Annotated in this window: 29 protein-coding genes and 2 pseudogenes; 13 read left to right on the top strand and 18 right to left on the bottom strand. The window is 71.6% G+C overall.

From position 1 onward, the window contains the following. Positions 1–2: 2 nt before the first annotated feature. Complete coding sequence (locus O7627_RS06790; protein ID WP_278098187.1) at positions 3–443, bottom strand: PPOX class F420-dependent oxidoreductase; 441 nt, start codon at positions 441–443, stop codon at positions 3–5. A gap of 98 nt (positions 444–541) precedes the next feature. Here O7627_RS06790 and O7627_RS06785 point away from each other — a divergent pair, with 98 nt between their 5' ends. Both O7627_RS06785 and O7627_RS06780 read left to right on the top strand, forming a co-directional pair. Then, positions 542–1516 (top strand): sigma-70 family RNA polymerase sigma factor, encoded by a 975-nt coding sequence (locus O7627_RS06785; protein WP_278092641.1) that lies wholly within the window; start codon positions 542–544, stop codon positions 1514–1516. Positions 1517–1600: 84 nt separating this feature from the next. Beyond that, positions 1601–1987, top strand: a pseudogene (locus O7627_RS06780) (SgcJ/EcaC family oxidoreductase); the annotation flags it as partial. Between the two features lie 12 nt (positions 1988–1999). Here O7627_RS06780 and O7627_RS06775 read toward each other — a convergent pair. The 5 genes from O7627_RS06775 to O7627_RS06755 all read right to left on the bottom strand — a co-directional run bounded on the left by O7627_RS06775 (position 2000) and on the right by O7627_RS06755 (position 7797). Then, positions 2000–3019, bottom strand: coding sequence for an aspartate-semialdehyde dehydrogenase (locus O7627_RS06775; RefSeq protein ID WP_278092640.1), 1020 nt, complete (start codon positions 3017–3019; stop codon positions 2000–2002). A gap of 132 nt (positions 3020–3151) precedes the next feature. Beyond that, positions 3152–4252, bottom strand: a complete 1101-nt coding sequence (locus tag O7627_RS06770; RefSeq protein ID WP_278092639.1) for a VCBS repeat-containing protein — start codon at positions 4250–4252, stop codon at positions 3152–3154. 96 nt (positions 4253–4348) lie between these two features. Then, a complete protein-coding gene (locus tag O7627_RS06765; RefSeq protein WP_278092638.1) occupies positions 4349–5254 on the bottom strand; it encodes a sulfotransferase in 906 nt (301 codons plus the stop codon). Between the two features lie 3 nt (positions 5255–5257). Continuing rightward, positions 5258–6394 carry a sulfotransferase gene (locus O7627_RS06760; RefSeq protein ID WP_278092637.1) on the bottom strand — a complete coding sequence of 379 codons (1137 nt, stop codon included), beginning with the start codon at positions 6392–6394 and terminating at the stop codon, positions 5258–5260. A gap of 137 nt (positions 6395–6531) precedes the next feature. Beyond that, positions 6532–7797, bottom strand: coding sequence for a glycosyltransferase (locus O7627_RS06755; RefSeq protein WP_278092636.1), 1266 nt, complete (start codon positions 7795–7797; stop codon positions 6532–6534). Between the two features lie 264 nt (positions 7798–8061). Here O7627_RS06755 and O7627_RS06750 point away from each other — a divergent pair, with 264 nt between their 5' ends. From O7627_RS06750 to O7627_RS06735, 4 genes are all read left to right on the top strand, one after another. After that, positions 8062–9042, top strand: a complete 981-nt coding sequence (locus O7627_RS06750; protein ID WP_278092635.1) for a hypothetical protein — start codon at positions 8062–8064, stop codon at positions 9040–9042. After that, positions 9035–9883: a sulfotransferase gene (locus O7627_RS06745; RefSeq protein WP_278092634.1), complete on the top strand. Its 849-nt coding sequence runs from the start codon at positions 9035–9037 to the stop codon at positions 9881–9883. Before O7627_RS06750 ends, O7627_RS06745 begins: the two co-directional genes overlap by 8 nt. Positions 9884–10122: 239 nt before the next feature. Then, entirely contained in the window at positions 10123–11550 is a 1428-nt protein-coding gene (locus O7627_RS06740; protein WP_278092633.1) for a hypothetical protein, read from the top strand. Between the two features lie 115 nt (positions 11551–11665). Beyond that, on the top strand, positions 11666–12295 hold the full coding sequence (locus tag O7627_RS06735) for a pentapeptide repeat-containing protein (RefSeq protein ID WP_278092632.1): 630 nt from the start codon (positions 11666–11668) through the stop codon (positions 12293–12295). A gap of 39 nt (positions 12296–12334) precedes the next feature. Here O7627_RS06735 and O7627_RS06730 read toward each other — a convergent pair whose 3' ends face one another. From O7627_RS06730 to O7627_RS06720, 3 genes are all read right to left on the bottom strand, one after another. Beyond that, on the bottom strand, positions 12335–12811 hold the full coding sequence (locus tag O7627_RS06730; RefSeq protein ID WP_278092631.1) for a DUF3592 domain-containing protein: 477 nt from the start codon (positions 12809–12811) through the stop codon (positions 12335–12337). Positions 12812–12980: 169 nt separating this feature from the next. Further along, positions 12981–13283, bottom strand: a complete 303-nt coding sequence (locus O7627_RS06725) for a hypothetical protein (RefSeq protein WP_278092630.1) — start codon at positions 13281–13283, stop codon at positions 12981–12983. A 126-nt stretch (positions 13284–13409) separates the two neighbouring features. Then, the gene (locus O7627_RS06720) at positions 13410–13586 is read right to left on the bottom strand and encodes a hypothetical protein (protein WP_278092629.1); all 177 of its coding nucleotides are present in this window, start codon (positions 13584–13586) and stop codon (positions 13410–13412) included. Positions 13587–13823: 237 nt separating this feature from the next. Between O7627_RS06720 and O7627_RS06715 the strand changes: the two genes are divergently transcribed. The 3 genes from O7627_RS06715 to O7627_RS06705 are packed head-to-tail and all read left to right on the top strand — an operon-like array spanning position 13824 to position 15424. Continuing rightward, positions 13824–14855, top strand: coding sequence for a helix-turn-helix transcriptional regulator (locus tag O7627_RS06715; RefSeq protein ID WP_278092628.1), 1032 nt, complete (start codon positions 13824–13826; stop codon positions 14853–14855). Then, positions 14842–15045, top strand: a complete 204-nt coding sequence (locus O7627_RS06710; protein ID WP_278092627.1) for a DUF397 domain-containing protein — start codon at positions 14842–14844, stop codon at positions 15043–15045. Before O7627_RS06715 ends, O7627_RS06710 begins: the two co-directional genes overlap by 14 nt. A gap of 37 nt (positions 15046–15082) precedes the next feature. Further along, entirely contained in the window at positions 15083–15424 is a 342-nt protein-coding gene (locus O7627_RS06705) for a VOC family protein (protein ID WP_278092626.1), read from the top strand. Between the two features lie 17 nt (positions 15425–15441). On the opposite strand, the gene O7627_RS06700 is transcribed toward O7627_RS06705, so the two are convergent. Then, positions 15442–15738: a hypothetical protein gene (locus O7627_RS06700; RefSeq protein ID WP_278092625.1), complete on the bottom strand. Its 297-nt coding sequence runs from the start codon at positions 15736–15738 to the stop codon at positions 15442–15444. A gap of 151 nt (positions 15739–15889) precedes the next feature. On the opposite strand from O7627_RS06700, the gene O7627_RS06695 reads away from it, so the two are divergent. After that, entirely contained in the window at positions 15890–16630 is a 741-nt protein-coding gene (locus O7627_RS06695) for an MBL fold metallo-hydrolase (RefSeq protein WP_278092624.1), read from the top strand. 78 nt (positions 16631–16708) lie between these two features. Here O7627_RS06695 and O7627_RS06690 read toward each other — a convergent pair whose 3' ends face one another. After that, positions 16709–18103 carry an IS4 family transposase gene (locus tag O7627_RS06690; RefSeq protein WP_278091547.1) on the bottom strand — a complete coding sequence of 465 codons (1395 nt, stop codon included), beginning with the start codon at positions 18101–18103 and terminating at the stop codon, positions 16709–16711. Between the two features lie 192 nt (positions 18104–18295). Further along, positions 18296–19141 (bottom strand): hypothetical protein, encoded by an 846-nt coding sequence (locus tag O7627_RS06685; protein WP_278092623.1) that lies wholly within the window; start codon positions 19139–19141, stop codon positions 18296–18298. Positions 19142–19260: 119 nt separating this feature from the next. Between O7627_RS06685 and O7627_RS06680 the strand changes: the two genes are divergently transcribed. Then, positions 19261–19836, top strand: coding sequence for a dihydrofolate reductase family protein (locus O7627_RS06680; RefSeq protein ID WP_278092622.1), 576 nt, complete (start codon positions 19261–19263; stop codon positions 19834–19836). On the opposite strand, the gene O7627_RS06675 is transcribed toward O7627_RS06680, so the two are convergent. The 3 genes from O7627_RS06675 to O7627_RS06665 all read right to left on the bottom strand — a co-directional run bounded on the left by O7627_RS06675 (position 19826) and on the right by O7627_RS06665 (position 21946). After that, on the bottom strand, positions 19826–20533 hold the full coding sequence (locus O7627_RS06675) for a helix-turn-helix domain-containing protein (protein WP_278092621.1): 708 nt from the start codon (positions 20531–20533) through the stop codon (positions 19826–19828). The two genes, O7627_RS06680 and O7627_RS06675, sit on opposite strands and share 11 nt — an antisense overlap. A gap of 23 nt (positions 20534–20556) precedes the next feature. After that, on the bottom strand, positions 20557–21360 hold the full coding sequence (locus tag O7627_RS06670) for an inositol monophosphatase family protein (RefSeq protein ID WP_278092620.1): 804 nt from the start codon (positions 21358–21360) through the stop codon (positions 20557–20559). 172 nt (positions 21361–21532) lie between these two features. Continuing rightward, positions 21533–21946 (bottom strand): hypothetical protein, encoded by a 414-nt coding sequence (locus tag O7627_RS06665; protein ID WP_278092619.1) that lies wholly within the window; start codon positions 21944–21946, stop codon positions 21533–21535. Between the two features lie 61 nt (positions 21947–22007). Between O7627_RS06665 and O7627_RS06660 the strand changes: the two genes are divergently transcribed. Then, positions 22008–22718 (top strand): VOC family protein, encoded by a 711-nt coding sequence (locus O7627_RS06660; protein ID WP_278092618.1) that lies wholly within the window; start codon positions 22008–22010, stop codon positions 22716–22718. 6 nt (positions 22719–22724) lie between these two features. Here O7627_RS06660 and O7627_RS06655 read toward each other — a convergent pair whose 3' ends face one another. Further along, entirely contained in the window at positions 22725–23798 is a 1074-nt protein-coding gene (locus O7627_RS06655) for a hypothetical protein (protein ID WP_278092617.1), read from the bottom strand. Here O7627_RS06655 and O7627_RS06650 point away from each other — a divergent pair. Further along, positions 23798–24043, top strand: a pseudogene (locus O7627_RS06650) (hypothetical protein); the annotation flags it as partial. The gene O7627_RS06655 and the pseudogene O7627_RS06650 sit on opposite strands and share 1 nt — an antisense overlap. A gap of 16 nt (positions 24044–24059) precedes the next feature. Here O7627_RS06650 and O7627_RS06645 read toward each other — a convergent pair. Continuing rightward, positions 24060–24221, bottom strand: coding sequence for a hypothetical protein (locus tag O7627_RS06645; RefSeq protein ID WP_278098565.1), 162 nt, complete (start codon positions 24219–24221; stop codon positions 24060–24062). A gap of 31 nt (positions 24222–24252) precedes the next feature. After that, the gene (locus tag O7627_RS06640; RefSeq protein ID WP_278092616.1) at positions 24253–25866 is read right to left on the bottom strand and encodes a condensation domain-containing protein; all 1614 of its coding nucleotides are present in this window, start codon (positions 25864–25866) and stop codon (positions 24253–24255) included. Between the last annotated feature and the right edge of the window lie 294 nt (positions 25867–26160).

Here is a 26160-nt window from a genome sequence, read left to right as displayed (position 1 = left end):
GGTCAGCCCCGGGGCGGGAGGCCGTAGAGGTGGTCGATGGGCAGCCGGAGGACGATCCGGCGTTCGGCGACCATGGCGCGGCGGTAGTCGTCCCAGTCCGGGTGCTCGCCGGCCAGGCTCCGGTAGAGCTCGACCAGCTCCTCGACGGTGGCATCGTGCGGGTCGGCGGCCGGCGCGGTCAGCTCGGCGGTCCCCTCGGCCACCGCGTACGACCAGCCGTCCTCGGAGCCGACGTGGTAGCTGGCGCGGGGGTCGCGGCGCAGGTTGGCGGTCTTGGCCCGGCCGTCGGTGACGGAGATCCGGATCAGCCGGCGCTCCCGGTCCAGCCCGTGCATGACGGTGGAGAGCTGCGGTCGGCCGTCCCGTTTGAGGGTGGCCAGCACCCCCAGCCGGCGGCCGCCGATCAGGTCGAGCAGGGCGTCCTGGGTGCCGTCGCCGGCCATCATCGCCTCCACGGGTCGGTCCACGCCGGTGGTCACCGGCACTCCCCTCATGAATACCAGGCCGGCCGGCGGGTCCAGGGTTGTCGCATACTTCGTCGGTGGGTCGGCCGGGAGAATCGGCCGCCGACGCCTTCGCACGGGCGACCGGCGGGTTCCGCGGTGAGCTGCACGCGCACTGTTACCGGATGCTCGGGTCGGTGCAGGACGCCGAGGACGCGGTGCAGGAGACCCTGGTGCGGGCCTGGCGGAGCCTGGACCGGTTCGACGATCGCGGGACGGTCCGGCCGTGGCTCTACCGGATCGCCACCAACCGGTGCCTGACCATGCTGGAGCAGCGGGGGCGCCGCCGGGAACTGCCGACCGACCTGAGCCCGGGGGCGGCACCGCTGGCCGAGACGGCCTGGCTGGAGCCGTACCCCGATCACCGGCTGGGCTGGACGGGTGAGCTGACCCCGGAGGCGTGGGTGCTGGCCCGGGAGCATCTGGAGCTGGCGTTCGTGGCCGCGCTGCAGCACCTGCCGCCCACGCAGCGGGCCGCTCTGCTGCTGCGGGAGGTGCTCGGGTTCAGCGCGGGGGAGGTCGCCGCCCTGCTGGACGGCACGGTCGCGGCGGTGAACAGCGCGCTGCAGCGGGCCCGCCGGGCGATGGCCGGGCTGCGCCCCGCCACCACCCAGCAGGCGACGCTGGGCGCACTCGGCGACGACAAGGTACGGGAGATCGCCCGGCGCTACACGGCGGCCTGGGAGGCCGGCGACGTCGACGCCATCGTGGCGCTGCTCACCGACGACGCGAAGTACTCGATGCCGCCGCTGACCGCCTGGTACGCCGGCCACCCCGACATCCGGGAGTTCCTGCTGGCCTCACCGTTGACCGCCCGGTGGCGCTTCGTGCCGGCGTACGCGAACGGGCAGCTCACCTTCGGCACCTACCTGTGGGACGGCGACCGGGGCGCGTTCGTGGCGGCGGGGCTGGACCTGGTCGCATTGCGGGGCGACCGGATCGCCGAGGTGGTCTCGTACCTGCAACCGGAGATCTTCCCGTCCTTCGGCCTGCCGGAGGAACTACCGGACTGATCCGGCCGGACGCGATGAGTTCGCCGGCTTCCCAGGGTTGTAGTGGTGACAGAGAACGGCAACCCACACGGGAGGACGATCATCATGGCCGACGACGAGGCGGAGATCCGGGAACTGATCGAGCGGTGGGTGGCGGCGGTGCACGCCGGTGACCTGGCCGGCGTGCTGGCCGACCACTCCGACGACATCGTGATGTTCGACGTGCCGCCGCCGTACGAGGGCGCCCGCGGCATCGAGGCGTACCGCGAGACCTGGCCGGGCTTCTTCGAGTGGCAGGCCAGCGGCGCCAGCTTCGAACTGACGTCACTGGAGATCACGGCCGGTGACACCGTCGCCTACGCGTACGCCCTGCTCCGGTGCGGGACGCCCGCGCAGCTCGCCGAGCAGCCGGAGCTGCGGCTGCGGCTGACCCTGGGGCTACGCCGGGAGCAGGGCCGCTGGGTGGTCAGCCACGAGCACCACTCGTTCCCGGACCGGAGCTGATCAGCCGGCGGCGACCAGCTCGGCGAGCTGGACGGCGTTGAGGGCGGCGCCCTTGCGCAGGTTGTCGCTCGAGCAGAAGAGCGCGAGCCCGTGGTCGGCGGTCTCGTCGGCGCGGATCCGGCCCACGTAGGTCGGGTCCTGTCCGGCGGCCCGCAGCGGGGTGGGCACGTCGACCAGCTCGACGCCCGGGGCGTCGGCGAGCAGTTCGGCGGCCCGGGCCGGGCTGATCGGCCGGGCGAACCGGGCGTTGATCTGCAGCGAGTGGCCGGTGAAGACGGGCACCCGCACGCAGGTGCCGGCGACCTTCAGGTCGGGAATCTGAAGGATCTTGCGGCTCTCGTTGCGCAGCTTCTGCTCCTCGTCGGTCTCGGCGGAGCCGTCGTCGACGATCGAGCCGGCCAGCGGGAGCACGTTGAAGGCGACCGGCTGGGCGAAGACCTTCGGCGGCGGGAACTCCACCGCGGCGCCGTCGAAGGTCAGCCCGCCGGCCTGCTCGGCGACCTTGCGTACCTGCTCGTCCAGCTCGTTGGCGCCGGCCAGGCCGGCGCCGGAGACGGCCTGGTAGGTGGCGACCACCAGCGCGACCAGGTCGGCCTCGGCGTGCAGCGGGCGCAGCACCGGCATCGCCGCCATCGTGGTGCAGTTCGGGTTGGCGATGATGCCCTTCGGGCGGTGCGCGGCGGCCTGCGGGTTCACCTCGGCGACCACCAGCGGGACGTCCGGGTCCATCCGCCAGGCGGACGAGTTGTCGATCACCACGGCACCGGCGGCGGCGACCCGGGGAGCGAGCGTGCGGGACGTCCCCTTTCCGGCCGAGAAGAGCACGATGTCCAGGCCGGCGTAGTCGGCGGTGTCGGCGTCCTCGACGGCGACCTCGCTGCCCCGCCACGGCAGGGTCCGGCCCGCCGAGCGGGCGGAGGCGAACAACCGCAGCTGCTCCACCGGGAAGTCCCGGTCGGCAAGTATCTGCCGCATGACCCCACCGACCTGGCCGGTGGCTCCCACAATGCCGATCCTCATGCTGCTGAGGCTACCCAGCGGCTCCGGGCGGCCGGCAAGCCCATTCCCATCCGGGCCCGGCCGGCGCCGCACCGCCGACCAGCGCCGCACGAAGGGTCAGCGCCGCACGAGGGGCCAGCGCCGCACGGACGGTCAGCGCGGGTCGGCGACGATGACCGTGACGGTGGCCCGGTCGGTGCCGCCGTCCGGCTCGGTGAGCCGGTAGCCGAACCGGTCCGGCTCCCCGTGCCGCACGGTGCGCAGGTAGACCAGCTCCTTCCGGCCGTCCAGGAACACCCGGCCATAGCTGGGTGGGAAGGTGATCGTCAGCACGGCCCGCTCGCTGGCGTAGTCGTTGGTCCGGATCACGACCGGGGTCGGCAGCGCCCGGTGGACGTACGCGACGTCGTGGTTGGTGATCACCCGGGGTGGCGACGGCCGGAAGGTTCCGTCGCCCCCGCCGTGGAAGAGCACCCTGATCCCGCTCTCCTCGATCAACGTGTCGACATCCGGGTGCCCGTCGCCGTTGTCGTCGCGGATCTCCGCGATCGGCAGCAGCTCCAACTCCGCCTCCGAGCGCAACTGGACGGTCCGGCCGTGGTCGAGGACCACCACGATGCCGGCCTCCGTGTCTTCCAGACAGGTGCCCAGGTAGCTGAGCACCGCATCGGTGCGGCCGTCGCCGTCGAGGTCGGTGAGGGCGACCTCGGGGGGCGTGGAGCAGAACCGCATCGGGCCGGCGACCAGCCGGTTGCCGCGCGGGTTGAGGTGGGTGCTGAAACCGTTCTCGGCGCCGACGTAGAGGTCGGGGCGCCCGTCCCCGTCGAAGTCGGCCAAGCCCAGCTCACCCGGTCCGTCGAAACCCCCACGGTACGTCGACACCACCCGGAAGCCACGCACGATCAACAGCCGGTCGTACGGGTGGTCGGCGAGCACCAGCTCGGGCCGGCGGTCGGCGCCCAGGTCGACCAGCACCACCGCCCACGGGCAGCCGTCGCCGGGGCGCCACGGGGCCGGTGGCCGGTAGTCGTGCCGCACCGACGGCCCGTACCCGCCAGCCGGCAGGCCGGGCTCCACCTCGATGGTGCACAGGTCGAAGAAGCCGAGCAGGCTGATCCGGTCGGCGATCCCGTCACCGGTGATGTCTCCGGAGATCGACTCCGCGCCGACCCGGGCGGCGGCCGGCGCCGGCCCGACCAGGCCGGCCGCGCCGAGCACGACGGCGCAGATCAACGCGGTACGCCTGGTCCACATCGTTGCCTCCCGGCCGCCGGGCCGGTACGGCCCGGCCTCCCGAAAGAGGCTATTGCCCTAAATGGCTACTCGAACCGATACTGTCGGTGATTCTACTCAATAGCCCCATTCGGCCAGTGCCTTCTCCAGCACCCGCTCGACCCCGCCGAGCTGGGCCGGCGTCAGCTCGTCCCGGTAGGCGGCGCCGCGTCCGGTGTGGAACTGGTAACGGTCGAAGCCGCGCTGGAACTCCGGCGACCAGTCCAGCCCGAGGAAGTCCAGCATCCGGCCGACCTCGGCGCGCGGGGCGGCGACCAGGTCCTCGTACCGCACGTCGAGCCACTGGGCGGCCGGGTGTGCCGCGCGGGCGTCGACGAAGGCGTCCATCAACATCCGCCAGCCCAGCGCGGCGAGCACCGGGAACGACCGGCCGGACTCCTCCCAGTCGGCGCGCAGATCGTCCGGCAGCGGGCCGTACAGCCAGTTGTCCGGCCCCCGCCACCCGTCCCACCAGCCCATCTGCAGCCACGAGTTGGCCACCGCGCGGCCGTCGCGGACCACGTTCACCACCCGCAGCTCCGGGTACGCCGCCCGCAGGAACCCGGTACGCGGCCAGCCGGTCACGTGCTGCAGCAGGATGTCGCAGCCCTGCCGGGCGATCCGCCGGTCGAAGAACTCCCGCAGCCGGCCCGCGACGAACGGGGTCAGGTCGTCGGCGAGCAGGTCCCGGCACGGCCGGGACCAGCCGGCTACCACGTGCCGGTCCAACAGCCGGTACGCCTCCGATGGCGCCACCCGCAGCCGGCCGCGCTCGATCAGCCGCCGGCTGTGCCCGAGCGAGGTCATCCCGGCCGGCCGCGGGGCGGACCGGCGGTAGAGCCGGCCGTTGAGCCGCCCGGTCAGGTTGAGCCGGGGCAGCTTGTCGTCCACGCCGGAGATGAAGCCGACCGCCGGGTGCCGGGCCAGCAACTCCTGCACCAGGGTCGACCCGCACCGGCCGGTCCCCACCACCACGGACAGCACCGCTCAGCCCTCCCCACCCCGAACGACCCCGGCCACCGGCTCGGCCTCCACGCCGGACCCCGCCCCCACGACCGGCCCAGCCCCCACGACCGGCCCGGGCTCCGCCGGCCGGGGTGTCGGCGCCGCGGTGGCGCCGGTCTGAGTGGCCGGCGGACGGCGCAGCGGGTATCCGAACCGGCGCAGCAGCGGGGCGGCGATCGCGGTGACCACCGCGTACGGGCGGCCGGACAGCTTCCCGATCCATTCGGCGTCGGGGCTGATCGGCACCGCGCCGACCCGGTGCCGGGACGGGTTGCCGGCCACCGAGTGGGTGGGGGCGAGCCGGACCAGCCCGTCCGGGGTGATCGGCAGCTCGACCGGGTCCGACCCGGCGAACCGGGCGATCCGGCGCAGCACCGCCGCCGGGTCGGCGACCAGGTCCTCGTATCGGATGCGCAGGTAGCGGTCGGGGCCGGCGGCCGACCAGAGCCGCCGGGTGGTGACGTTCCAGACCAGCCAGAGCAGCGCCGCCTTCCAGACCGGCGGCCGACTCATCAGCCGGTCGTCCGCCGGGCCGTCGAGCCGCCGCCGGCGCCGCCACGAGTACGCGGTGGCGCGCGGGTCGCGGACCAGGTGCAGCACCCGCACGTCCAGGCCGGGCAGGCCGTCGAGCAACAGTCCGTAGGGCGGCAGCTTGGACGAGTCGACGATCACCGGTCCCCCGGCGGCCAGCGTCGGAGCGTGCCGGGCCAGCGCCCGGTAGACCGCGCCGATCACCTCGTCGTCGGGATGCCGGTCGATCGCCGGCCGGCCGGCCCGGTGCCGCCGCAGCATCCCCGGCAGCCCCCGCATCCGCAACCGGCTCCGCAACCGTCCCGCGATCCCGGCGGCGTCAATCCGGCCCGCGTCGGACAGGGCCGCGTCAGACGGCGTCTCATCGGGACCAGGCAGGTCCCGCAGCACCGCGCTCCACAGCGGACAGTCCCGGACCGGCTGGCCGCAGCCGCAGAGGCGGTTCTCGACCAGGCCGCGCTGCCACAGGTAGCGCAGCTCGCCGGCCGCCACGAACCCGTCGAGCTGGCCGAGCATGGTGGTGACCAGGGTGCTGCCGCTACGCCCACTGCCGGCCAGGTACAGCACCCGCGCCCGGCCAGCCGGCAAGAAACCACCCGGACCAGTCGTCGAGCCGACACCCCGGACAGCCATCGGGACACCACTCCCACCAGCCGTCGAGCCGACATCCGGGCCCGTCGACGGGACGCCGTCCGGACCGGCCGTCGAGCCGGCACCCCGGCCGATCATCGGGACACCGCCGGGGCCGGGCGGCGGCGGGGCAGGCGGTCGGCGGCGAGTTGGTAGAGCTCGCGGAGCCGGTCCAGGTGGCCGTCGGGGGTGAAGTCGCGTTCGATCCTGGCCCGGCCGGCGCGGCCCATCGCGTACGCCCGCTCGGGGTTTGCGACCAGCGCCGCCAGTGCGGCACCCAGCGCGGCCGGGTCGCCGGCCGGCACGATCTCGCCGTCGGAGCCGGCGGTGATCAGCTCGGGTATCCCACCCAGGTCGGTGCCGACCACCGGCACCCCGCTGGCGAACGCCTCCAGCACCGCCATCGGCTGGTTCTCGTGCCAGCGCGACGGCACCGCCACCACCGCGGCCTGCCGGATCAACGCCTGCAGGCGAGCCTTGTCGAGCCGGCCGTGGAACCGGATCCGGCCGGCCGCCACCCGGTCGGCCAGCGCCTGCAGCGCCGGCCGGGCCGGGCCGTCGCCGGCCACCTCGACCGGCACCCCGGCGGGCAGCCCGGCCACCGCCTGGACCAGCACGTCGACACCCTTCTCGGTGGAGAGCCGGCCGGCGTAGAGCACCCCGCCGCCCGGCCGCTGCTTGACCGGCACGGCGCCGGTGTCGACGAAATGGTTCACCACGGCGAGCCGGTCCGGGTAGACCCCGGCGCGCCGCATCACCTCGGCGAGGAACCGGCTCGGGCTGACGAAGACCTGCACCGGGTCGTACGCCCGCAGCTCCCGGTGCAGCCAGGACTCGACGGCGAGCAGGGTGCTGGCGGTCAGCGACCCGCCCTTGCAGCGGCGGCGGGCGGCCATCAGCGGGCCGGCGCCCACGCACGCCTGGCAGACGGTGCCCCGGTCGAGCAGCTGATAGCTGGGGCAGGCGAGCTTGTAGTCGTGCATGGTCAGCACGCACGGCACCCCGGCGGAGCGGGCCGCGGCCAGCACCGACGGGGAGAGCTGGTGGTAGATGTTGTGCAGGTGCAGCACGTCCGGGCGGAAGTCGGCGATCACCCGGGCCAGCCCGCGCCGGCTCGCCGGCGACCAGATCATCCGGCCGGCGGCATTGAGCCGGGACCGCAGGCCCGGCGGCGGCGGGTCCAGCTCCACGTGCGGCGGGAAATTCCCGGCGTACGGCAGATCGGGCTCGTTGTCGGGGTGGGCCATGCCGAAGTAGCCGACCTCGTCGCCGGCCGCCCGCTGCAGCTCGGCGAGGTCGAGCAGATATCCCTCCGCCCCGCCTCGGCGGTGGAGGAACTTGTTCACGTGCAGGACACGCATCGGCTCAGCCCGCTCACTTGGACCCGGGCTGCGCCTCCCGGATTGCCTGACTCGGGGCTCGCCACCCCGGCTGCTGACCCACGGTATTGATCCGGACGGGGCGAGTCCAGTTCTGGCCGGTGACGAAAGCTGAAAGGTTGATCTCACGCGTCCCGCCGGGTCGGCTGCTGGCATGTCGTGGGGCCGGTGGGTAACCTGACCTGCGGCCGGACCTTCGCCCAGCCTGGCCGAATCGGCTGGCGACGCGTGCGCGAAGGAGTTCCGGTGCGGCAGGATGACGAGCCCTCGGCCCTGGCCTGGACCGCCCGGCGGGTCTCCCGCCACGTCCGGTGGGCCCGCGAACAGGGCCTCCGGCGGCTGATCGAGGAGGACCGCCTCAACCCGGTGGACCGGGTCGCCGGCGCCTGGTCGAAGAGCCGGTGGCGGTGGCGGCACGGCGTGCCGCGCGGCAGCGCGGTCCCGGTCTACCTGGTCGGGCTGCAGCGCTCCGGCACCAACATGCTGGTCCGGGGCCTGGAGGCGGCCCCGGAGTTCGAGGTGCGCAACGAGAACGACCGCCGGGTGTTCCACCGCTTCCAGCTGCGCGGCGACGACGTGCTGGCCGCCACGATCCGCCGCAGCCGGCACGCGTACGTGCTGGTCAAGCCGCTCTGCGAGAGCCACCGGGTGGATCGGCTGCTGGCCCTGCCTCAGGTGGCGCCGGGGCGGGCGCTGTGGATGTGGCGGGACGTCGACGACCGGGCGCGCTCGGAGGTGACGAAGTTCGGCGATGCGAACCTGCGGGCGCTGCGGGCGATCGCCGACGGCAGCATCGGCGGCCGGTGGCAGGGGCAGCGCCTCGACCAGGACACCTACCAGCTGATCCACGACTTCGACTACGCCCGGATGGACCCGCACACCGGCGCCGCGTTGTTCTGGTACGTCCGTAACGAACTGTTCTTCCGGCTCGGCCTGGATGGTCGCGACGACGTCCTGCTCTGCTCGTACGATGCGCTGGTGACCGACCCGGCCGGCTACACCCGGCGACTCTGCGCCTTCCTCGGCCTGCCGTACCGCCCGGCGATGTCCGCGCACGTCAGCCGCCGGACCCCGGTCCGCGACCCGCTGCCGATCGACCCCCGGGTGCGCCAACTCTGCGACCAGCTCACCACCCGGCTGACCGCGACACCCCAGTCGACCGGCACGCCTCAGTCAACCGGGACACCTCAGGCGGCCGGGACACGGCGGACGGTCGACCATGGCTGACGCCCAGCCCGAGCCTGCGTCCCCGTCCGAGGCGGCGTCCCCGTCTGAGCCTGCGTCCCCGTCCGAGGCGGCGTCGGCGACGACGGCGCCGATCTTCCTCGTCGGCTGTCAGCGGTCGGGGACCACGATGCTGCGGCTGGTGCTCGACTCGCACTCGCGGATCAGTTGCGGCCCGGAGACCCGGTTCCTGCCGGACCTGCGGCGGATCGTCGGCCGGGACTGGGAGCGGTTGGCCCGGTTCGGGTTCCCACGTGAGGACTGGCTGCGCCGGATCGCCGACTTCTTCGGCGGGGTGCACGCCGACTACGCGCGGGGCCGCGGCAAGGCCCGCTGGGCGGACAAGACCCCGTTGTACGCCATGTCGCTGGACTTCGTGACCGAGGTCTTCCCGGACGCCCAGATCGTGCACGTGATCCGGGACGGCCGGGACGTGGTGGTCTCGCACCGCAAGCGGTTCGGCTACTGGTCGGCGGTGAAGTGCGTGGTGAAGTGGCCGCGCTACATCCGCACCGCGAAGGCGTTCGGGGCGACGCTGCCGGCCGACCGCTACCACGAGCTGCGCTACGAGGACGCCGTCCGGGAGCCGGAGAAGACGCTGCGCGGGCTCTTCGAGTTCCTCGGCGAGCCGTGGGAGCCGGGCGTGCTCGACTACGCCGAGAAGCCGCACGACGTGGCCGGCAAGTACACCGTCGAGGCCGACCGGCGGCGGGCCGCAGGCGGCACCGACGCGGCGATCTACGGTTCGAGGGTCGGCACCTACCGGCGCGAGCTGGACCCCTTCCTGCGCCTGCTGGTGTGGATCTTCAGCGGCCGGACGCTGCGCGAACTGGGGTACCGGTGATCCCCGGCCGACCCGCCGCAGGCCGCACGGCTGCCGACCACGCAACCGCTGGCCGCCCGGCCGGCGGACGCGGCGTCGCTCGTCGCCGGGCCGGCGGACGCGGCGTCGCTCGTCGCCGGGCCGGCGAACACGGGATCGCTCGTCGCTGGACCGGCCAACTCGGCGTCGCTCGTCGCTGGACCGGCGGACGCGGCATCGCTCGTCGCTGGACCGGCGGACGCGGCATCGCTGCGGCTTTGATGGTGGCGGCGCTGCTGGCCGTGGCCGGTTGTTCCGGGGGTGATCCGGAGCCGGAGCCGAGTGGCACGCCGGTGCCGTTGCCGACCGGGTCGGCGCCGGCGCCGGAGCGGGCCGTCGGGGGGCAGCCGTTCGGGGCGCACTGGGACTGGGCGCGCTACGAACAGTTCCTGCCGTATCTGCGCAAGCTCGAAGGGTCGGCGACCTATCACGAGCTGAGCTGGTGTGATGTCGAGAAGGTGCAGGGGCAGCCGGACTGGTCGGCGGTGGACCGGGTCGCGCAGCGCAGCAAGGAGCTGGGCATCCGGCTGTACCTGAAGATCCGGATCGGGGTCTGCTGGGCGACCGGCGGGACCGCCCAGTTCACCCGGGGGCAGGCCAACAAGACCGAGTCGGCGATGCCGCTCGACCTGGCCGCCTACCAGAAGTTCGTCGACACTCTCGTGCGCCGCTACGCCCCACAGGGTGTGACGCAGTACGCGATCGAGAACGAGGTGAACGCGCAGCAGTACTGGGCCGGCACGCCGGAGGAGTACACCCGGCTGGTGACCGCCGCCGCCGAGGCGATCCACGGCGCCGACCCGGCCGCGAAGGTGGTCGACTCGGGCATCAGCAGCGTCGCGTACGGCTTCGGGGTGGTGGACCGGCTGCTGCGGGCCGGGCAGGAAGACGCGGCGGTTGCGGCGTACCGGGATTATTTCGAGCGGCGGGTGGGGACCCGGGGCCGCAAGATTCCGGCGGTGGACGAGGTGGCGGCCCTGCGGACCGCGCTCGCGGACGAGACGAACGCCCGAAATCTGGCCTACCTGGCGGCGACCGAGAAGCTGCTCGACTCCGGGGTGGTGCAGGTGCGGCAGGTGCATTACTACGAGCACCCGGACGGGGTGCCGGCGCTGCTGGACTATCTGCGGGCCGAGACGCCGGCCGGGGTGCCGCTTCAGGCGTGGGAGGTCGGGCAGTTCTGGCGCGACGGCGGGGACGACGCCGCCGGTCGGGCCGAGGAGGTGGTCAAGGTGACCGCCCAACTGCTGGCCGGTGGGATCACCGAGGTGATGTGGCTGCCGCTGGGTTACAACCCGAACAACCGGGCCGGCGCCGAGGTGCGGTACGGGCTGTTGGAGCCGGACGGCACCGAGCGGGAGGCCGGCCGGATGCTGGCCGCACTGGCGGCCGCCGCCCGCGAGGCAACCGTCGCCGGGGTGGCCCGGGGCGGGCTGACCGGGCTGTCGTTCCAGCGCGGCGGGGAGTCCACGGTGCTGGTCTGGTCGGCGTCGGGTGCGGCGGTGCCGGTGCCGGCGGTGCCGGGCCTGCAGAGCGGCCCGGTCGGCGGCGAGCTGGCCCCGACGAGCGCGGCCGTCTCGGTGTCCGCCACGCCGCTGCTGCTGCGAGTGCCGGGCACTCCGGATACCCTGCTGGCCGGGGTGCGCTGACCCGACCGGGCCCTGCTACGACGTGACGCTGACGTAGCCGGCGCGGGCAGGACGCGGCCGGGTGCTGACGCGGCGGGGTGTCCAGCCGGGTGGGGTGGGTGAGGGAGGCGTGGCAATGACGGAACGGATGCGTGCCCAGTCGGCGCGAACCGAGACCGAGGTGCGGGACGCCGACTGGGAGTGCCGGGAGATCACCGGCGAGACGCACGAGCGGGTGGCGTTCTTCGGCGTCGACCTCACTGAGGCGGTCAGCTCTGGCGCCAGCTTCACCGACTGCACCTTCAACGACTGCAAGTTCAACGCCTCGGAGCACTCGTCCACCGCGTTCGTGAACTGTGTCTTCACCGGCTGCTCGTTCTTCGACGCCAGCTTCACCTCGTGCAAGCTGGTCGGCAGCACCTTCGACAGGTGCACGTTCGGGCTGTTCAAGGTCGCCGGCGGCGACTGGTCGTTCGTCTCGCTGGCCGGCGCCGACCTGGAGAAGGCGTCGATCATCTCGGCGCGGATGAGGGAGGCCGACCTGACCGGCGCCAAGCTGGCCGGTGCGACCATCCAGCACGTCGACCTCTCCGGCGCCGTGCTGACCCGCGCCAACCTGACCCGCGCCGACCTACGCGGCTCGGATCTGTCCACACTCGACCCGCTGACCACGGAACTGCGTGACGCGGTAATCGACGCCGACCAGGCGGTCACCGTGGCGATGGCGCTGGGCCTGCGGGTCCAGGCCGAAGCACCCCGACGCTGATCGGTCGTCCAGCGGGCGGGCGGTCAGGCCCGGAGCCGGTCAGCGCGCCGGCGTGGTGTCGCCGATGAGGACATCGATGAGCGCCAGCAGAACGAAGGCGAGGATCAACGCGGTCACGGTGCCGGAGATCGCGAGCCCGATGGTCGCCCTGCGGATGGCGGGTCGGCCGCTGTAGCGCGGCAGGTCGACCCGGACCACGAGTGGGCGGACCGGTTCGTACCGCACCGGCAGGACGTCGCCGGGCTCGGCGGGGAGGAGGCGGTCCTCGAAGCTGACCTCCGCCTCGACGTCCTGACCCGCCTCGGTCCGGTACCGCACCCTCGCCACCCGATCGTTCCCGTGGTGCATGGCGTCAGCGAGGTGAGAACTCACCACCTCCGCCTCGGTGGCCTTGCCGTAGCGATGGAGTCGACGACCATCCAGTGTCCTACCGGCGAACACGGAAGTGATCGTCCCGACGGCGAAGAGGGCCGGCGCGCTGGCACACAGCACCTCCGTTGCCAGTTCAAGTCGCATGTCCACATGGTGCCCGCTGCCCGCCACCGCACCGTCCGCACCGGATGCACCGGATGCACCGCCACGAGGTGAACACCAGTTACCCTAAAACCGCGATGTAGGGTAACTGGTGTTCACCTCGTGCGGTGGCCCGGCAGGAGCTTCGTGGTCGCGGGCGGGATCTGCTTGATCAGTCGACGCACATCGCGTGGTGGGTGGACTCGTAGACCCAGGTGCCGCCCGGAGAGGCGTAGACCAGGCGGGTGTTGTAGGCCCCAGGGGTGCAGTCGTGACCGACCGCGAGGATCGCCTCTCGGGCCCGCTGCATGGACTGCGCGATCGCTCCGTTGACGCTCTTGTCCACTCCGAAGCCGACCGCGCTGCGGGCGGTGTCGTACCCGTCGGCGTGCGCGGCCGCCGGTGTGATCGTCAGGCCGAACGCCGCCACCGCCGAGACGATGCCGAGCCGACGGAGCCAGGATTCCTTCAGCATGCTTCTCCTTACGAAGGCAGCAGTTAGATCGACGAAAGTAGATTCTTTGCCGTGTTGTCGCAAGGCGTGTTGACCACCTACTGAGCGGCGGCTGCAGGTGGGCGCCACTCCAGCCGCTGCGGCGATTCAGGATTCAGCAACGCCGTTTCCGGTTACCGAACCGGGGAACGGGACCGGGTCGATGGCGTCCGCCAGGGCCAGCAGGGCTTCGACGGTGCGACCGGTGCGCCAGGCGACGATCGCGAGTTCGTGGATGGCGGCGTAGAACTCGCACTCCCCCGTCAACTCGTCAAGGGCGGCCACGTCAGGGGCGCCGTTCGGGTGTCGGGTAGGTGAGCGACCCGCACTCCGGGCACCACCGGCTCTTGACGCGGAACGCGAACAAGCCCGCCAGGAAACCCAGCAGGCACGTACCGACCAGAGCACCAACCGTGAGCATGACCGACCCCTCCCTCGGCGGTCGGTTGTGGACGGTTGCCGCCGTCCACAACCCACCAGCTTGCCCGTGACGGGCGCCGTACGAAGAGTGATAATGCTTGGGTGAGGTTTGCCCGGCAATCCTTGCATTTCAAGCGTCGGGATTGCATCTGGCATGCAATGACGGCAGGCAACGGCTACGGCTACGGCTACGGCTACGGCGGGCAGAGACTACGGCAGGCAGTGACCACACGAGGGGTGTCGACCATGGGCAGGCAACCACCGACCGTCCGGATGCGCCGGCTGGCGGGCGAGTTGAAGCGGTTACGGCAGGCCGCCGGCCTGACCCGCGACGACGCCGCCGAGCAGACGAAGCTGAACGGCGCGACCCTGTGGCGGATCGAGACCGCGAAGGTACGCCCGCACCGCCGGACGCTCATCATCCTGATGAACCGCTACGGCGTGACCGACTCCGACGAACGCGCCAAGCTGTTCGACCTGGCCAAGGACGCCGGCCACCTCGGCTGGCTCCAGGATTACGAGGACGACCTCACCGAGCAGTACCTCACCTACGTCAGCTTCGAGGCCGGCGCCCGCAGCATCCGCAACTACGAGTCCCTGTTCATCCCCGGCCTCCTCCAGACCGAGGAGTACGCGCGCGCGGTCATCGCCGGAGTCCTGCCGTTGGCGAGCAAGGAGGAGGTTGAGCGGCGGGTGGAGATGCGCATGCAGCGTCAGGCTGCGCTGCACCGCGCGGACGACCCGTTGCAGCTCTGGGCGATCGTTGACGAGGCCGCGCTGCACCGCGTCGTCGGTGATGCCGGTGTCATGCACGCCCAGCTCAAGGCGCTGATCGAGGTGGCAGAGCTGCCGCAGGTCACGTTCCAGGTGGTCCCGTTCTCGGTAGGCGCCCACACCGGCATGCCGGGATCGTTCGTGGTGATGGAGTTCCCGGATCCCGCCGACCCGGATCTGATCTATGTCGACAGCATCGCCGGTGACGTCTTCGTGGAGCACGAATCTGAGGTCCGACGCATTACCATCTACTACCAGCACCTCCAGGCCGCTGCACTCAACCGAAGCGACTCGGTGCGTCTGATCGAGCAACGGGTCGCCGCTCTCGACGCAGAAAGGGACCGGGATGATCACCCCTGATCTCGCCAACGCCTCCTGGCGCAAGTCGAGCCGTTCGTCCGGCGATGGGCAGTGCACCGAGGTTGCTGTGCTTGGGGACGCGGTGGGCGTACGCGATAGTAAGGACCCGGCGGGGCCGGCGTTGCGGTTCTCCCCCACGGCCTGGACCGCCTTCGTGGCCGGGTTGAAGGACGGCGCGTCCGCCCGTTGAGCAGCGGGCTGCCATAGCTGGCAACTACCATCGCCGGATGGCAGTCGACCTGTTCGCGGGCGTCCCGGTGAGCGACTACGCGGCCGCGTTGCCGTGGTACGAGAAGCTGCTCGGCTCCCCGCCGTCCTTCCTCGCCCACGAGACCGAGGCGGTGTGGGAGCTGGCCGAACACCGCTACGTCTACATCGACCAGGACCCCGAGCACGCCGGCCACGCCCGGCAGACCATCTTCGTCGACGACCTCGAAGACCGGGTCGCGGCGATCGCCGCCCGCGGCCTCGAACCGGCCAACCGCGAAACCTACGACAACGGCGTACGCAAGATCACCTACCGCGACCCCGACGGCAACGAGATCGGCCTCGGCGGCGCCCCCCGCTGATCGTCGCAACGGCGGCGTCACGGCGCATCACCCGGAGCACCGGAGTGACCCCGGCCGACGGATCTCCGGCCGCCCCGGTGCGTGCCATCGACGGATGCGGTTGTCAGAAACCGGCGAACGATCTCGCCCGCCAAGGTGATGGCGGCCGTTCCCGCCATCACCGCGAGGGCGGACTGGCCCATCATGGCCGACCCAACCGAGAAGGCGATCAGCAGGGACTCCGTCCCCAACAGGACCAGGACCACGGTCAAACCGGGTGTCCCTCGCCCGGACCCCCCACCCATCGACGTCATCGACATCTGGTCATACTCCATCAACCCAGTGTCATATGCAAGTGCATCTGCATGTGCATCTGCATGTGCACAGCGCTATGATGATGTCGAGTGACAGTCGTTCAACTGGCGGAGCGCGGTTGAGGTCGACCACCGGGTAACGAGAGCGGTCTCGGCGGCGTTACTGTCCGATGTGCGGATCACGGTGCTGGGCGGTTGCGGCGCATGGCCCGCGGCCGGCCAGGCGTGCAGCGGTTATCTGGTGGAACACGAGGGGTTCACGGTCCTGCTGGACCCCGGGTGCGCCGTCCTGCCTGCGCTGCTGGCGCGACTACCCCCGGACGCGGTCGACGCCGTACTCGTCACCCACGGGCATCCGGACCACTGCGCCGACCTCAGCCCGCTGCTCCGCGCCCGGGTGCTCGGGCCGACCGTGACCGATGCGCTGCCGGTCTACGCCCCGCAGGGCGCGGTCGACGCGGTCCTCGCCCTCGACTCGCCCCACCTGCTCGCCGACGCGTATGACCTGCGGGCGATCGCCGACGACAGTCGCTATGAGGTAGGGCCGTTCCGGCTGACCACCCGGGCACTGCCGCACCACGTACCCAATCTCGGCATGCGCCTGACGGCGGACGGAGTCACGCTCGCCTACACCGGCGACACCGGACCGAGCCCCGACATCGCGGTGCTCGCCGATTCAGCCAATGTGTTGCTGGCCGAGGCCACCTTCGTCGAGGAGACGCCGGTGGACGATCGCGCCTACCTGAGCACCGCTCGCCAGGCCGGCGAATACGCGGCCGCCGCCGGGGTGGGCCGTCTGGTGCTCACCCATCTGTGGCCGGGAACCGAGCCGAACGCGGCCGCCGACGCCGCCCGGCATGCCTTCAACGGTCCGGTGGACATCGCCGGCCCGTCGTTGTCGCTGACCCCCTGATCGGCCTCGGCGGCACTCCCCTCTGCTTGCGGGCGGAGTCGTGACGATCTGTTGTCGCTATAGCGCAATGCCAGGAAGTTAAGTGCTTTCCGGGCCGGGTTTGGTGAGGTTGGTGGTGTAGGTGGCTGTGGTTGATGCTGGTTCGGTTCGTTTCTTGCCGCGGTAGGGCGAGGTAGGGCGTTTGACCGCTCGGGGGCTGGAGCGTGACCGGCGTGGGCCGGTCTGATCGTCTAGGAGTTCGTCAGCGACCGTGATCAGTGCGCTGGTGAGGTCCCGGCTGGTGGTGATCGCGGTGTTGATGACGTGTCGACGTGCCAGGCGTAGGCAGGTCAGGAACGGTAGTCGGTCGGGGTCGAGGTGATGCTCGGCGGCGGTCGTGGTGATCAGGTCCCGTAACGCTTGGTAGACGATGAGATGAGCCCACATCTCCTGCCGGACACCGGTGGGATCGTGGGAACGTAGTACGACCTTCGACCCTCGCTGGTGGGTCTTGAGGTTCTGGTAGCTGTTCTCTGTTTCCCAGCGTTGGTGGTAGCAGTCGATCAGCTGTCCCGCGGTGATGTCCTGCGGGCAGAGTAGGTTGGTGACCAGCCGGTACCGCTCGGTCCGGCATGCCGTCACGCCGTGTCGGTTGGTGGTGGCGACCGTGACGGTGTACTCGATCACCCGGACGGTGATGACCGGTTCGGTGCCCCGCCGCCGCCCTGGTGGGGGTTTGATGACTGATATCCAAGATCCATCTGGCAGTGCCCTTACCACGGGCAGGTGGCGGTTGGACTTCATCCGCCAGAGCAGTCCTGCGCCGGTGGCCTCCGCTGCCCGCCACAGGTCATAGCCGTGAAAGTTCCGGTCAGCGACGAGCAGCATGTCTTCCCGTAGCAGGGGAAGCAGGGCGCGGGCCTGGACCATTTCCGCTTCGCGGCCGAACGACGCACCGATGACCGCATGCGTGCCACACTCGATCAACGTCAACAGCCACAGCCGTGGGTAGCCCGCCGTGTTGCCACCGCCACCCGCATCACGACCAAAAGCGGCCTCATTGGCGGGACTGTCGGCCGTCTGCAGCTTGGTGCCGTCCCAGGCCACGACCCGCCGTCCGGCCACGAACACGCCGGGCATGCCCGGCTCGCCCCGCGCCCCGGCCACCCGCTCGAACAGATATCTCAGAGGCGCCTCCCCCAACCGCTGACGGGCCTGAGAAAACGCCGAGGTGGTAGGGGTGATCCTGGCCAACGCGGGCCAGCCCGAAACCAGCAACCGCCACACCTGCCGGTAGCCGTCCGTACTGAACAGGCACATCGCCAACACAAACAACACCACCACCCGAGCCGGCAGCAGACGTACCCGCCGCTGAGTGACTCCGGTCGCCGCTACCGCCTCATCGATGAGCTCTCGCGGCACCGACTGTGACAGCACGCCCAGCCCGATGTGTTGCCACGCGGCGCCCGCACCAAGCCGCGGCAACGCATCCATGGAAGAATCCCCGGACAACGAAGCTCCTGTATGAATTTAGATCTTGGTCGATCCACGTTCTACAGGAGCTTCGTCTTATTCAGGCACGTGACACACCCTTAACTTCCTGGCATTGCGCTATAGCGACAACAGATCGTCTCAACGTTGGGCGGGTGAGGCGAGCCGGCTTGCTGAGTGTGGAGGGTCACTGGCTCAGTGAGCCGTGGCCAGCAGGCGGTCGGCGCGGGTCTGGTCGAGGCCGCCGCGCCAGCCCGCCAGCGGGACCGTGATGTCCGAGCGCGGCGCGCCGCGCAACTGCCGGTAGGCGGCGTGCTGCTCGGCGACGGGCACGAACCGGTCGTACGAGGGCGCCAGCACCGGACTGGGTAGGACGCCGAACTCAGCGAGCCCGGTCAGGATGCCGTACCGCTGGTACTTGTCGGTGCGGGGCAGCAGCTTGGCGCGGCCGACGGCCCGCTCCAACTGGCCGGGGGTGGTGCCGGCCGGCTGCCCGGCGATGAGGGCGAGCAGGTCCACCAGCACCGCCCGGTCCGCCGCGGTGGGCGCGGGCAACTCGACGGCCGCGGCTTCCAGATCGGGCACGAAACCGACCGGCAGTTCGTTCCAGGCCCAGCCGCAGGCGATCCGAACCAGTTTCTCGGTGACGTCCAACTCCTCGACGGGGTGCAGACCGCAGTCGGGCACGCTGCCGGGATCGCGCGGGGCGGTGCGCAGGTGCCGCGCCCAGGCGTACGAGATCAGAACCTGCCGGCCGCGTGGGGCGCTGGCCCCCACCCCCGCGACGAACGCGCCGAGGACCGCGTCGAGGTCGAGCCGGTCGGCCGCGGCGATCGCCCGGTCGACGAGTTCGGCGGCGGTGGAACGCTCGGGCACCCCGATCGGCCAGCCGAGCCGCCGCGCCTGCTCACGGTCGTCCTCGCCGGGCGGTTCGGTAGCGCCGGTGGCCACCCCGGTCCGGGTGAACCGGTAGCCGGTGCAGCGCATCAGCAGGGCCAGCTCCGCGCCCGCCGGGACCCGGCGCGGCGCCTTGATGATCATCGCCGCAGCGTAGCGGGACCGATCAACCCGGTGCCGCTGTCGTTTCCGTCCAAGACGGCGTCGGGGTCGCGATCTAGCCTGTGGGCTGAAAGCTCAGCTCGCACGAGGGAGACAGCACAATGCGTGACCTGGTCTACACCGGTTTCATGTCGCTCGACGGGGTGGTGGACTCGCCCGGCGGAACGGAGGAGGGGCACCGCAGCGGCGGCTGGGTCTTCAAGGACCTCGAATTCGTCCCGGAAGCCTGGTCGCTGAAGGGCGAGGAACTCGCCGACACGACTGCGCTGATGTTCGGCCGTCGCAGCTACGAGGCGTTCGCGCCGTTCTGGCCCGGCTCGGCGGACCACGCCGACTACAAGGACCTGCCCAAGTACGTGGTGTCGACCACGCTGTCCGACGACGCCCTCGTCGACGGGTGGGGGCCGCTGAGCATCCTGCGCTCGACCGAGGACGTCGCCGCGCTGAAGGAGGGCGAGGGCGGCGCGATCTTCATCCACGGCAGCGCGGAGCTGGCCCGGCGGCTGTCGGACGCGGGCCTGATCGACCGGTACAACCTGCTGGTCTTCCCCGTCCTGCTCGGGGCCGGCAAGAGCCTGTTCGGGCGGGCCGACCGGGACAAGCACATGCTGACGCTGCGGGAGTCGGAAAGCTACTCGAACGGGATCCTGAAGCTGGTCTACGACGTCAGGCGCTGACGGGGTCGAGGGCCAGCGCGATCGCGCCGCCGGTGCCCGTACGGAGCTGCCCGACGGTGCGCCCGACGTAGGAGCGCAGCGCCCGGGCCAGGTGCGGCTCGTCGAAGTAGTCGAGCTTCGCGACCACGTCGGCCGCCGGCTCACCGACGGCCAGCAGCTCCGCCGCGGTACGGGCCCGCTCGATCTGCCGGACCGCGCCCCGGGTCAGCCCGGTCGCGGCCCGGAACCGGCGTTCGACCGTACGCCCGGAGATGTTCGGACGGTGGCCCCGTAGCACGTCGGCGACGAGCGGGTCCCGGACCACGATCCCGGCCCGGACCAGCCGTTCGACAAGCGCCTCGGCGTCGTCGGGGCCGGGCGTCTCCCACCGTGTTCCGTCGAGCCGGAAGGTGCGGCGGGTGGTGTCGGGTAGCTCAATGCCGCCGTCGACGAGCGCGGGCGTGGGCACGGTCCGCAGCGAGGTGCCCACCGCGAACTCGATGCCGGTGAAGGTCGCGCCGGCCGGCACCGGCGCGGTGCCGGTCCGGGTCTCGGGGCCGGTGATGCCCGCGTACGCCCGGCCGGCCTGCTCCCAGAAGACCAGGCCCCACCGCACCCCCGCGACGGACGTCATCGCGGTGACCCGCTCGCTCGCGCAGGTCCAGACGGTGTCGACCCACGGCGAGTCGGACCCGCGCGTCTCGAACAGCAGCCCCACGGGCGAAGCGTACGCCGCCGGAGTCAGCCCGGCGGCAGCTGCTTACCGATGGCCGCGAGCAGGGCGGCGTGGACCTCGGGGTCGGCCGAGACGACCAGCCCGGTCGTGCCGCCGGACCGCACCGGTTCGCCCCGCAGGTCGGTGACGACGCAGCCGGCGGCCTGGCAGAGCGCGATCCCGCTGGCGAAGTGCACGTTGTCGACCAGTTCGCAGTCGGCGACGTAGCCGGCGCGGCGGCCGGCCGCCACCCACACCAGCGCCAGGCTGGTGGAGACCACCCGGGGGAGGAAGTGTTCGGCGAAGTCGTCGTCGGCGAGCAGCCGAGCGGCCCGGAACCAACGGGAGTTCGGGTGCGGCGGGGCCAGATCGACGTCGACCAGCCGGGACTCGGCCGACGGCGCCAGCGGGCTGTCGACGCCGGCGTGGCGTACCTGGGCGCGGTCCCGGTCGGTCCAGAACACCTCGTCGGCGAACGGGTCCACAGTGGCCGACGCCGTCACGTCCGCGCCGACCCGCAGCGCGACGTTCACCGCCACCAGCATGTTGCGGGCGGCGAAGTTCAGGGTGCCGCACAACGGATCCACCAGCCAGGTGCGGCCGGCGACGCCGGGGCCGGACGCCCCGCTCTCCTCGCCGATCACCGCGTCGTCGGGGCGCGCGGTACGCAACACCTCGACGATCGCCTTCTCCGCCTCGATGTCGGCGACGGTGGCGAAGTCGTGCCCGGACTTCGCGAAGCGTTGCAGGGAGGTGCCGAACCTGGCCCGGACGACGGCGGCGCCCGCCTGCGCCGCCACCATCGCCAGTTCCGCGTCATCGACGAGCATGGCTGGGATGATAGCCGCCGCCAATTCGGTTGCGGCCAAGCGGCGGTGGCGCCACGGTGGGGTCGATGAACACCGACCCGCCGCGCATCGACGCGGCCCTGGTCCGCCGGTTGGTCGACGACCAGTTCCGAGGCACTCGCCGACGACCTGAGTTGGCTCGCCGAACCGCCGTTCACCGTTGCAGGAGCCGGTCGAGGACTGTGCGCAGGGGGATGCGTTCGCCGTCGCGGCCGCCCTCGCCGAGCACCAGGCGCGGGGTCGACGGCGCGACCTGCACCCCGACCAGTCGCGCGGCGAGTGACCCGCGCACGGTCAGCAGGTAGAACTGGCCGTCCTCGGCGACCGCCCGCGCCTCGTCCCGGGTCAGGTACCAGCCGCGCAGCTTCGTCCGGTAGCGGCTACGGCCATCGTAGGAGCGGGCGGTCAGCGGCACCGGCGCCAGACCTCGCTCCCGCGCCGCCGCGACGAACTCGCGCAGCAGCTCGGCCGCCTGCGCACCCTCGGTCGCCTCCCGCCGCGCCAGGTCGGCGGCGTGGGCGGCGACGGCCCGGTTGCGCCGCGCCGCCCACTCCCGGTCCGCATCCACCGTCCGAGGGTACGCCGCGCGCGTTCGGGGCATGATGAGCGGTGACACGGGAGGAATTCAGATGATCGGAACCCTGCGCGCGGTGGTGCTCGACGCACCCGACATCCGGCGGCTCGCCGACTTCTACACCGCGCTGGCCGGCTGGACCGAGCGGTACGCCGACGACGAGTGGATCTCGCTGGAGACCGGGGACGGGTGGCGCCTCGCCGTCCAGCTCAGCCCCGACCATGTGCCGCCGCGCTGGCCCGATCCGGCGTACCCGCAGCAGGCGCACCTCGACCTGCGGGTGCCGGACCTCGACGCCGGGGCGGCGCGGGCGGTCGAGCTGGGCGCCGAACCGCTGCGCAGCAACGAGAACTGGCACACGCTCGCCGACCCGGCCGGACACCCGTTCGACCTGTGCCTGTTCCCGGCGAGGCAGGAGACCACGCTGATGGGCGTGACGCTGGACTGCCCGGACGCCAAGGAGTTGAGCGCGTTCTACGCGGAGGTGTTCGGCAAGCCCGTCACCTTCGAGGGCGACGGGATGGCGATGATCGGCGAGGACGGCGCCCAACCGGTGCTGTTTCAGCAGGTCGCTGACTACCGGGCACCGCGGTGGCCCGATCCGTCGTATCCGCAGCAGTTTCATCTCGACGTCACGGTCGACGACATCGACGCGGCCGAGTCGGCGGTGCTCAAGCTCGGCGCCGCCTCGCTGTCGGCCGGTGGGGAGAACTGGCGGGTCTACGCCGACCCGGCCGGCAAGCCGTTCTGCCTCTGCTGGGACTGACCGGGGTCAGGTCAGGGTCAGCGTCACCGGCGGGTTGTTCGACAGCAGCAGCGTTGCCGGCTTCTTGTCCAGGGTGATACCGCCACGCGGGGTGAACCCGATGGTGACCTTCGTCAGATTGTCGGCGGGCAGCTCGGCGACCAGGCCGCCGGACGCGGTGACGAGGAATGTGATGTTCGGACTCCGTTCGAACTCGCCGCCGGCGAACGTGCCGGTCACCGTACGACCGCCGGTCCGGACGGTGAGGCTGCGCGCCATGTCGATCCGGCCACCGATGCCCCGGAAGTCGCTCATCTCGACCTCGACGCCGACCAGCAGGAACGCGTGGCCCGGCTTCGCCCACCTGCCGCTGGCGTAGAGCTGCACCGAGGCGCTGAGCTTCACCTTGACCTCGGTGCCGGGCGGGCGCCCGGCGAACAGCCCGGCCAGCGTCAGCCGCTGGGTGGCCTGGGGCAGCCGCCGGGCGTACTCGGTGATCGCATTGGGGCCGGGCACCCCGGTCCGCAGGTCGATTGTCTGTTCCCGGCCGGCGTCCTCGACGACGAGCGTCACCGGGGCACCGGTGGGGACGTGGGCGATCAGCACGCCCTCCGACGGGCTGTGCGGCACCTCGCGGGTCTCGGTGCCGACCCGCAACGCGGCGGAGGTGCCACTGCCGGGAAAGCCGGGCAGCACCCTGCCGAGCTGTCTGCCCTGGACCGCGGTGAGCCGGACCAGGACGAACTCCGATCCCGCCGTGGCGGGGACCGGGGCCGTCGCGTCCCGCGATACGCCGGTGGAGTTCGGAACCCGGGCGAGGGAGGAGATGAAGTCGGCGCCGAGTTCGGTGACGATCGCCAGCTCCGTCATCTGGAGCGAGAAGGTCGGGCCGCCCAGCGCGGCGGTCTTCGGCAGCCGCACCGCCCCGGGCAGCGTCACCGGCTCGATGGCGAACCACACCAGATCGGTTCGGACCGTGGGCGCCGCCGGCGTCTGCCAGGCACCGGTCGCCACCTGATCTCCACTGTGGCCGCAGCCCGCGAGCAGGGCCAGGACGAGCCCGGCCGCCGCGGTCAACCGACCGCCCCCGTTGTTGCGCAATGCCGCTCCCCGTCCCCCGTCGATCGTGCGAGGGGCATCCTAGCCCGACGGTCCACCCGGTGGGTCCTCGCCAGCGAGCCTCGCCCGGACCCCGTCCGCGTCGGGGTAGTCCAGGTCGGCCAAATCGGAACCCTGCGTGGCGCATCGCCGTCCAGCTCAGCCCCGACCACGTTCCGCCGCGCTGGCCCGATCCGGCGTACCCGCAGCAGTTTCATCTCGACGTCACGGTCGACGACCTCGACGCGGCCGAGTCGGCGGTGCTCAGGCTCGGCGCCGCCTCGCTGTCGGCCGGTGGGGAGAACTGGCGGGTAGCCAGCGCAGGAACTGCCGGCCCGAGTCGGTGAAGCGCACCGACGGATCCTGCTGCAGGCTGCGCAGCAGGTCATCGATGTTCGCGCCGACCCGTCCGATGGTCCGAGTCACCTGGCCGTCCACCGCCGCAGTTCCGTTCGTCTCACCGACCGGAGCCGGCTCTCCGAACCGGCTGCGCCCGCCACGCGGCCTGGCTCTCCGGCTGCTGCGGTGCCGTGGCGCACACCAGGTAGGAATCCGGCGCCACGACGCCGTGCCGGCCACCGAGCCCGGCCATGACCGCCGCGTGCAGCTCGTGGGGACCCGCACCTGGGTCCGCTGGTGCCGCGTACCCGACCAGCGACGCGGCTGCTCCCGGCCCGGCCTGGACGAATATCCGGGCGTTCGGATCGCCAGCCGCTTCCCGCAGTAACGCTTCGCTGGTAGCGACATTGATCCAGGATGAGTTCACCTTCGCCCAGCCTGCGTCCCGTTCGACCCGCTGCAGTTCGATCGTGTCGCCGAGCGCGTCGATGTCGATGTCGCGTTCCGCAGCGGTGATCAGGACCTGCTCCAGTGACCTCAACAGGGCTGCCGCCTCATCGTTGGTGACATGGCGGATGTCGTGCGTGAGTCCGAGCACGGCGATGGGCTCAGTCTGCAGGATGGTCAGCCGGACGGGGTCGACAGCGGTAGTCGCCAATCCGCACTCCACCTCGGTCTCCCCGATCTGCGCGCCTGCGCGTCTGTCGAAGACCGCGCCCCGGCCGGTGCTCATGTCGTTGACGATCAGGTCCCGATGGCGCGGACAGCCCCGTTGGACGCCGATGGAGTCGACCATCTGCGCCACCGCGGTGGCGTCGAAGTAGGCGTACCGGTAGGCGTTGAGGATCGCGGCACGGGTCTCCTGCAACGTCTCGTAGAACGAGGGGGCGCAGGCGAACGGGACCAGCGCGCTCTGCACGATGCTGCCGACGAAGTTGCGCATCCGTGGCAGCGCACGGTTGCTGTAGAGGGCGTCCAACGCCGCCCGATCGGTGTCGGTCCACCAGGACAGCAGGGTCGCCATGGTGGTGACGAGGATCGTCGCCGGCGTGACTTTGGTCCGCGTGGACACCGCCTGCAGCGCGTTGGCGAGCGACGCGGAACGCATCCCCGCGAGCCGGTACTCCGATGGGCCCGGGGTGCGGGCCGGGACGGAGAGCAGACAGGCCGGGAGTTCCTGCATCTGGCTACGCCAGTAGTCGAGCGTCTTCGCCATCCGGCGCTTCGCCTCTGGCGTCTGCTCGTACTCGGCCTGATCCGGAGGCTGCCAGATCGGTGGGCCCACACTGCGCTGGGGTGCTGCCACGAGCTCGACGAATTCGTCCATCACGATGCCGGCGGCCACCAGATCGGCGACGACGTGCGAGAACTCGAACACGGCCCGGACCGGCACCGCGTTCTCCAGCATCACCGCCACCCGGACCGGAAAGTCGCCGCCGTGGTCGAACGTCCGTGGCGGGTCGGTGATCCGGGTCCGGTGCCGGGCCGCTGCACCCAACTCGAGCAGCAACACGTCGACGTGTCCGCTCCGGGAGACCCGTTGCGTCCATCCGGCGGCGCCATCCGACTCGTACACCGTCCGCAGCCCTTCGTGCCGGGACGTGAGAACGCCGACCGCCTCGAGCACCTCCTCGACGGTGTGGCCGGCGGGAAGGTCGGCGTACAGGGCGAACACCGCGTCTTGGCCCTCCCACGCCATCCAGTCGAAGACGTTGCTCTGGGCAAGGGTCACGGGCCAGCGCCCTGAGCGACTCCCGGCAAAGGGCACCTGCACCGTCCGTTCAGCGGTCGATGCCTCGGTCGTGGTACTCAACGACCCACGCCGATCTTCCTCAGCCATTTGAGACCCTTCCGCCGCACGCTCACTCGCTGCGGTCACCGACGCCTGTTTTCTCGGTCTGCAGCATCCGCACCAGAAACGTACCGTCCTCGCCATCGAGAGGGTTCATAGTCCACATCCGGCCCACGGTACGCTGCGGCCTACCGAGGGGAATTGACGGGCGTCAGCGGGCTGTCCGCCGTAGTT

It is taken from the genome of Solwaraspora sp. WMMD1047, from assembly GCF_029626155.1.
Lineage (GTDB): Bacteria > Actinomycetota > Actinomycetes > Mycobacteriales > Micromonosporaceae > WMMD1047.
This window is presented reverse-complemented; position numbering and strand designations above follow the sequence as displayed.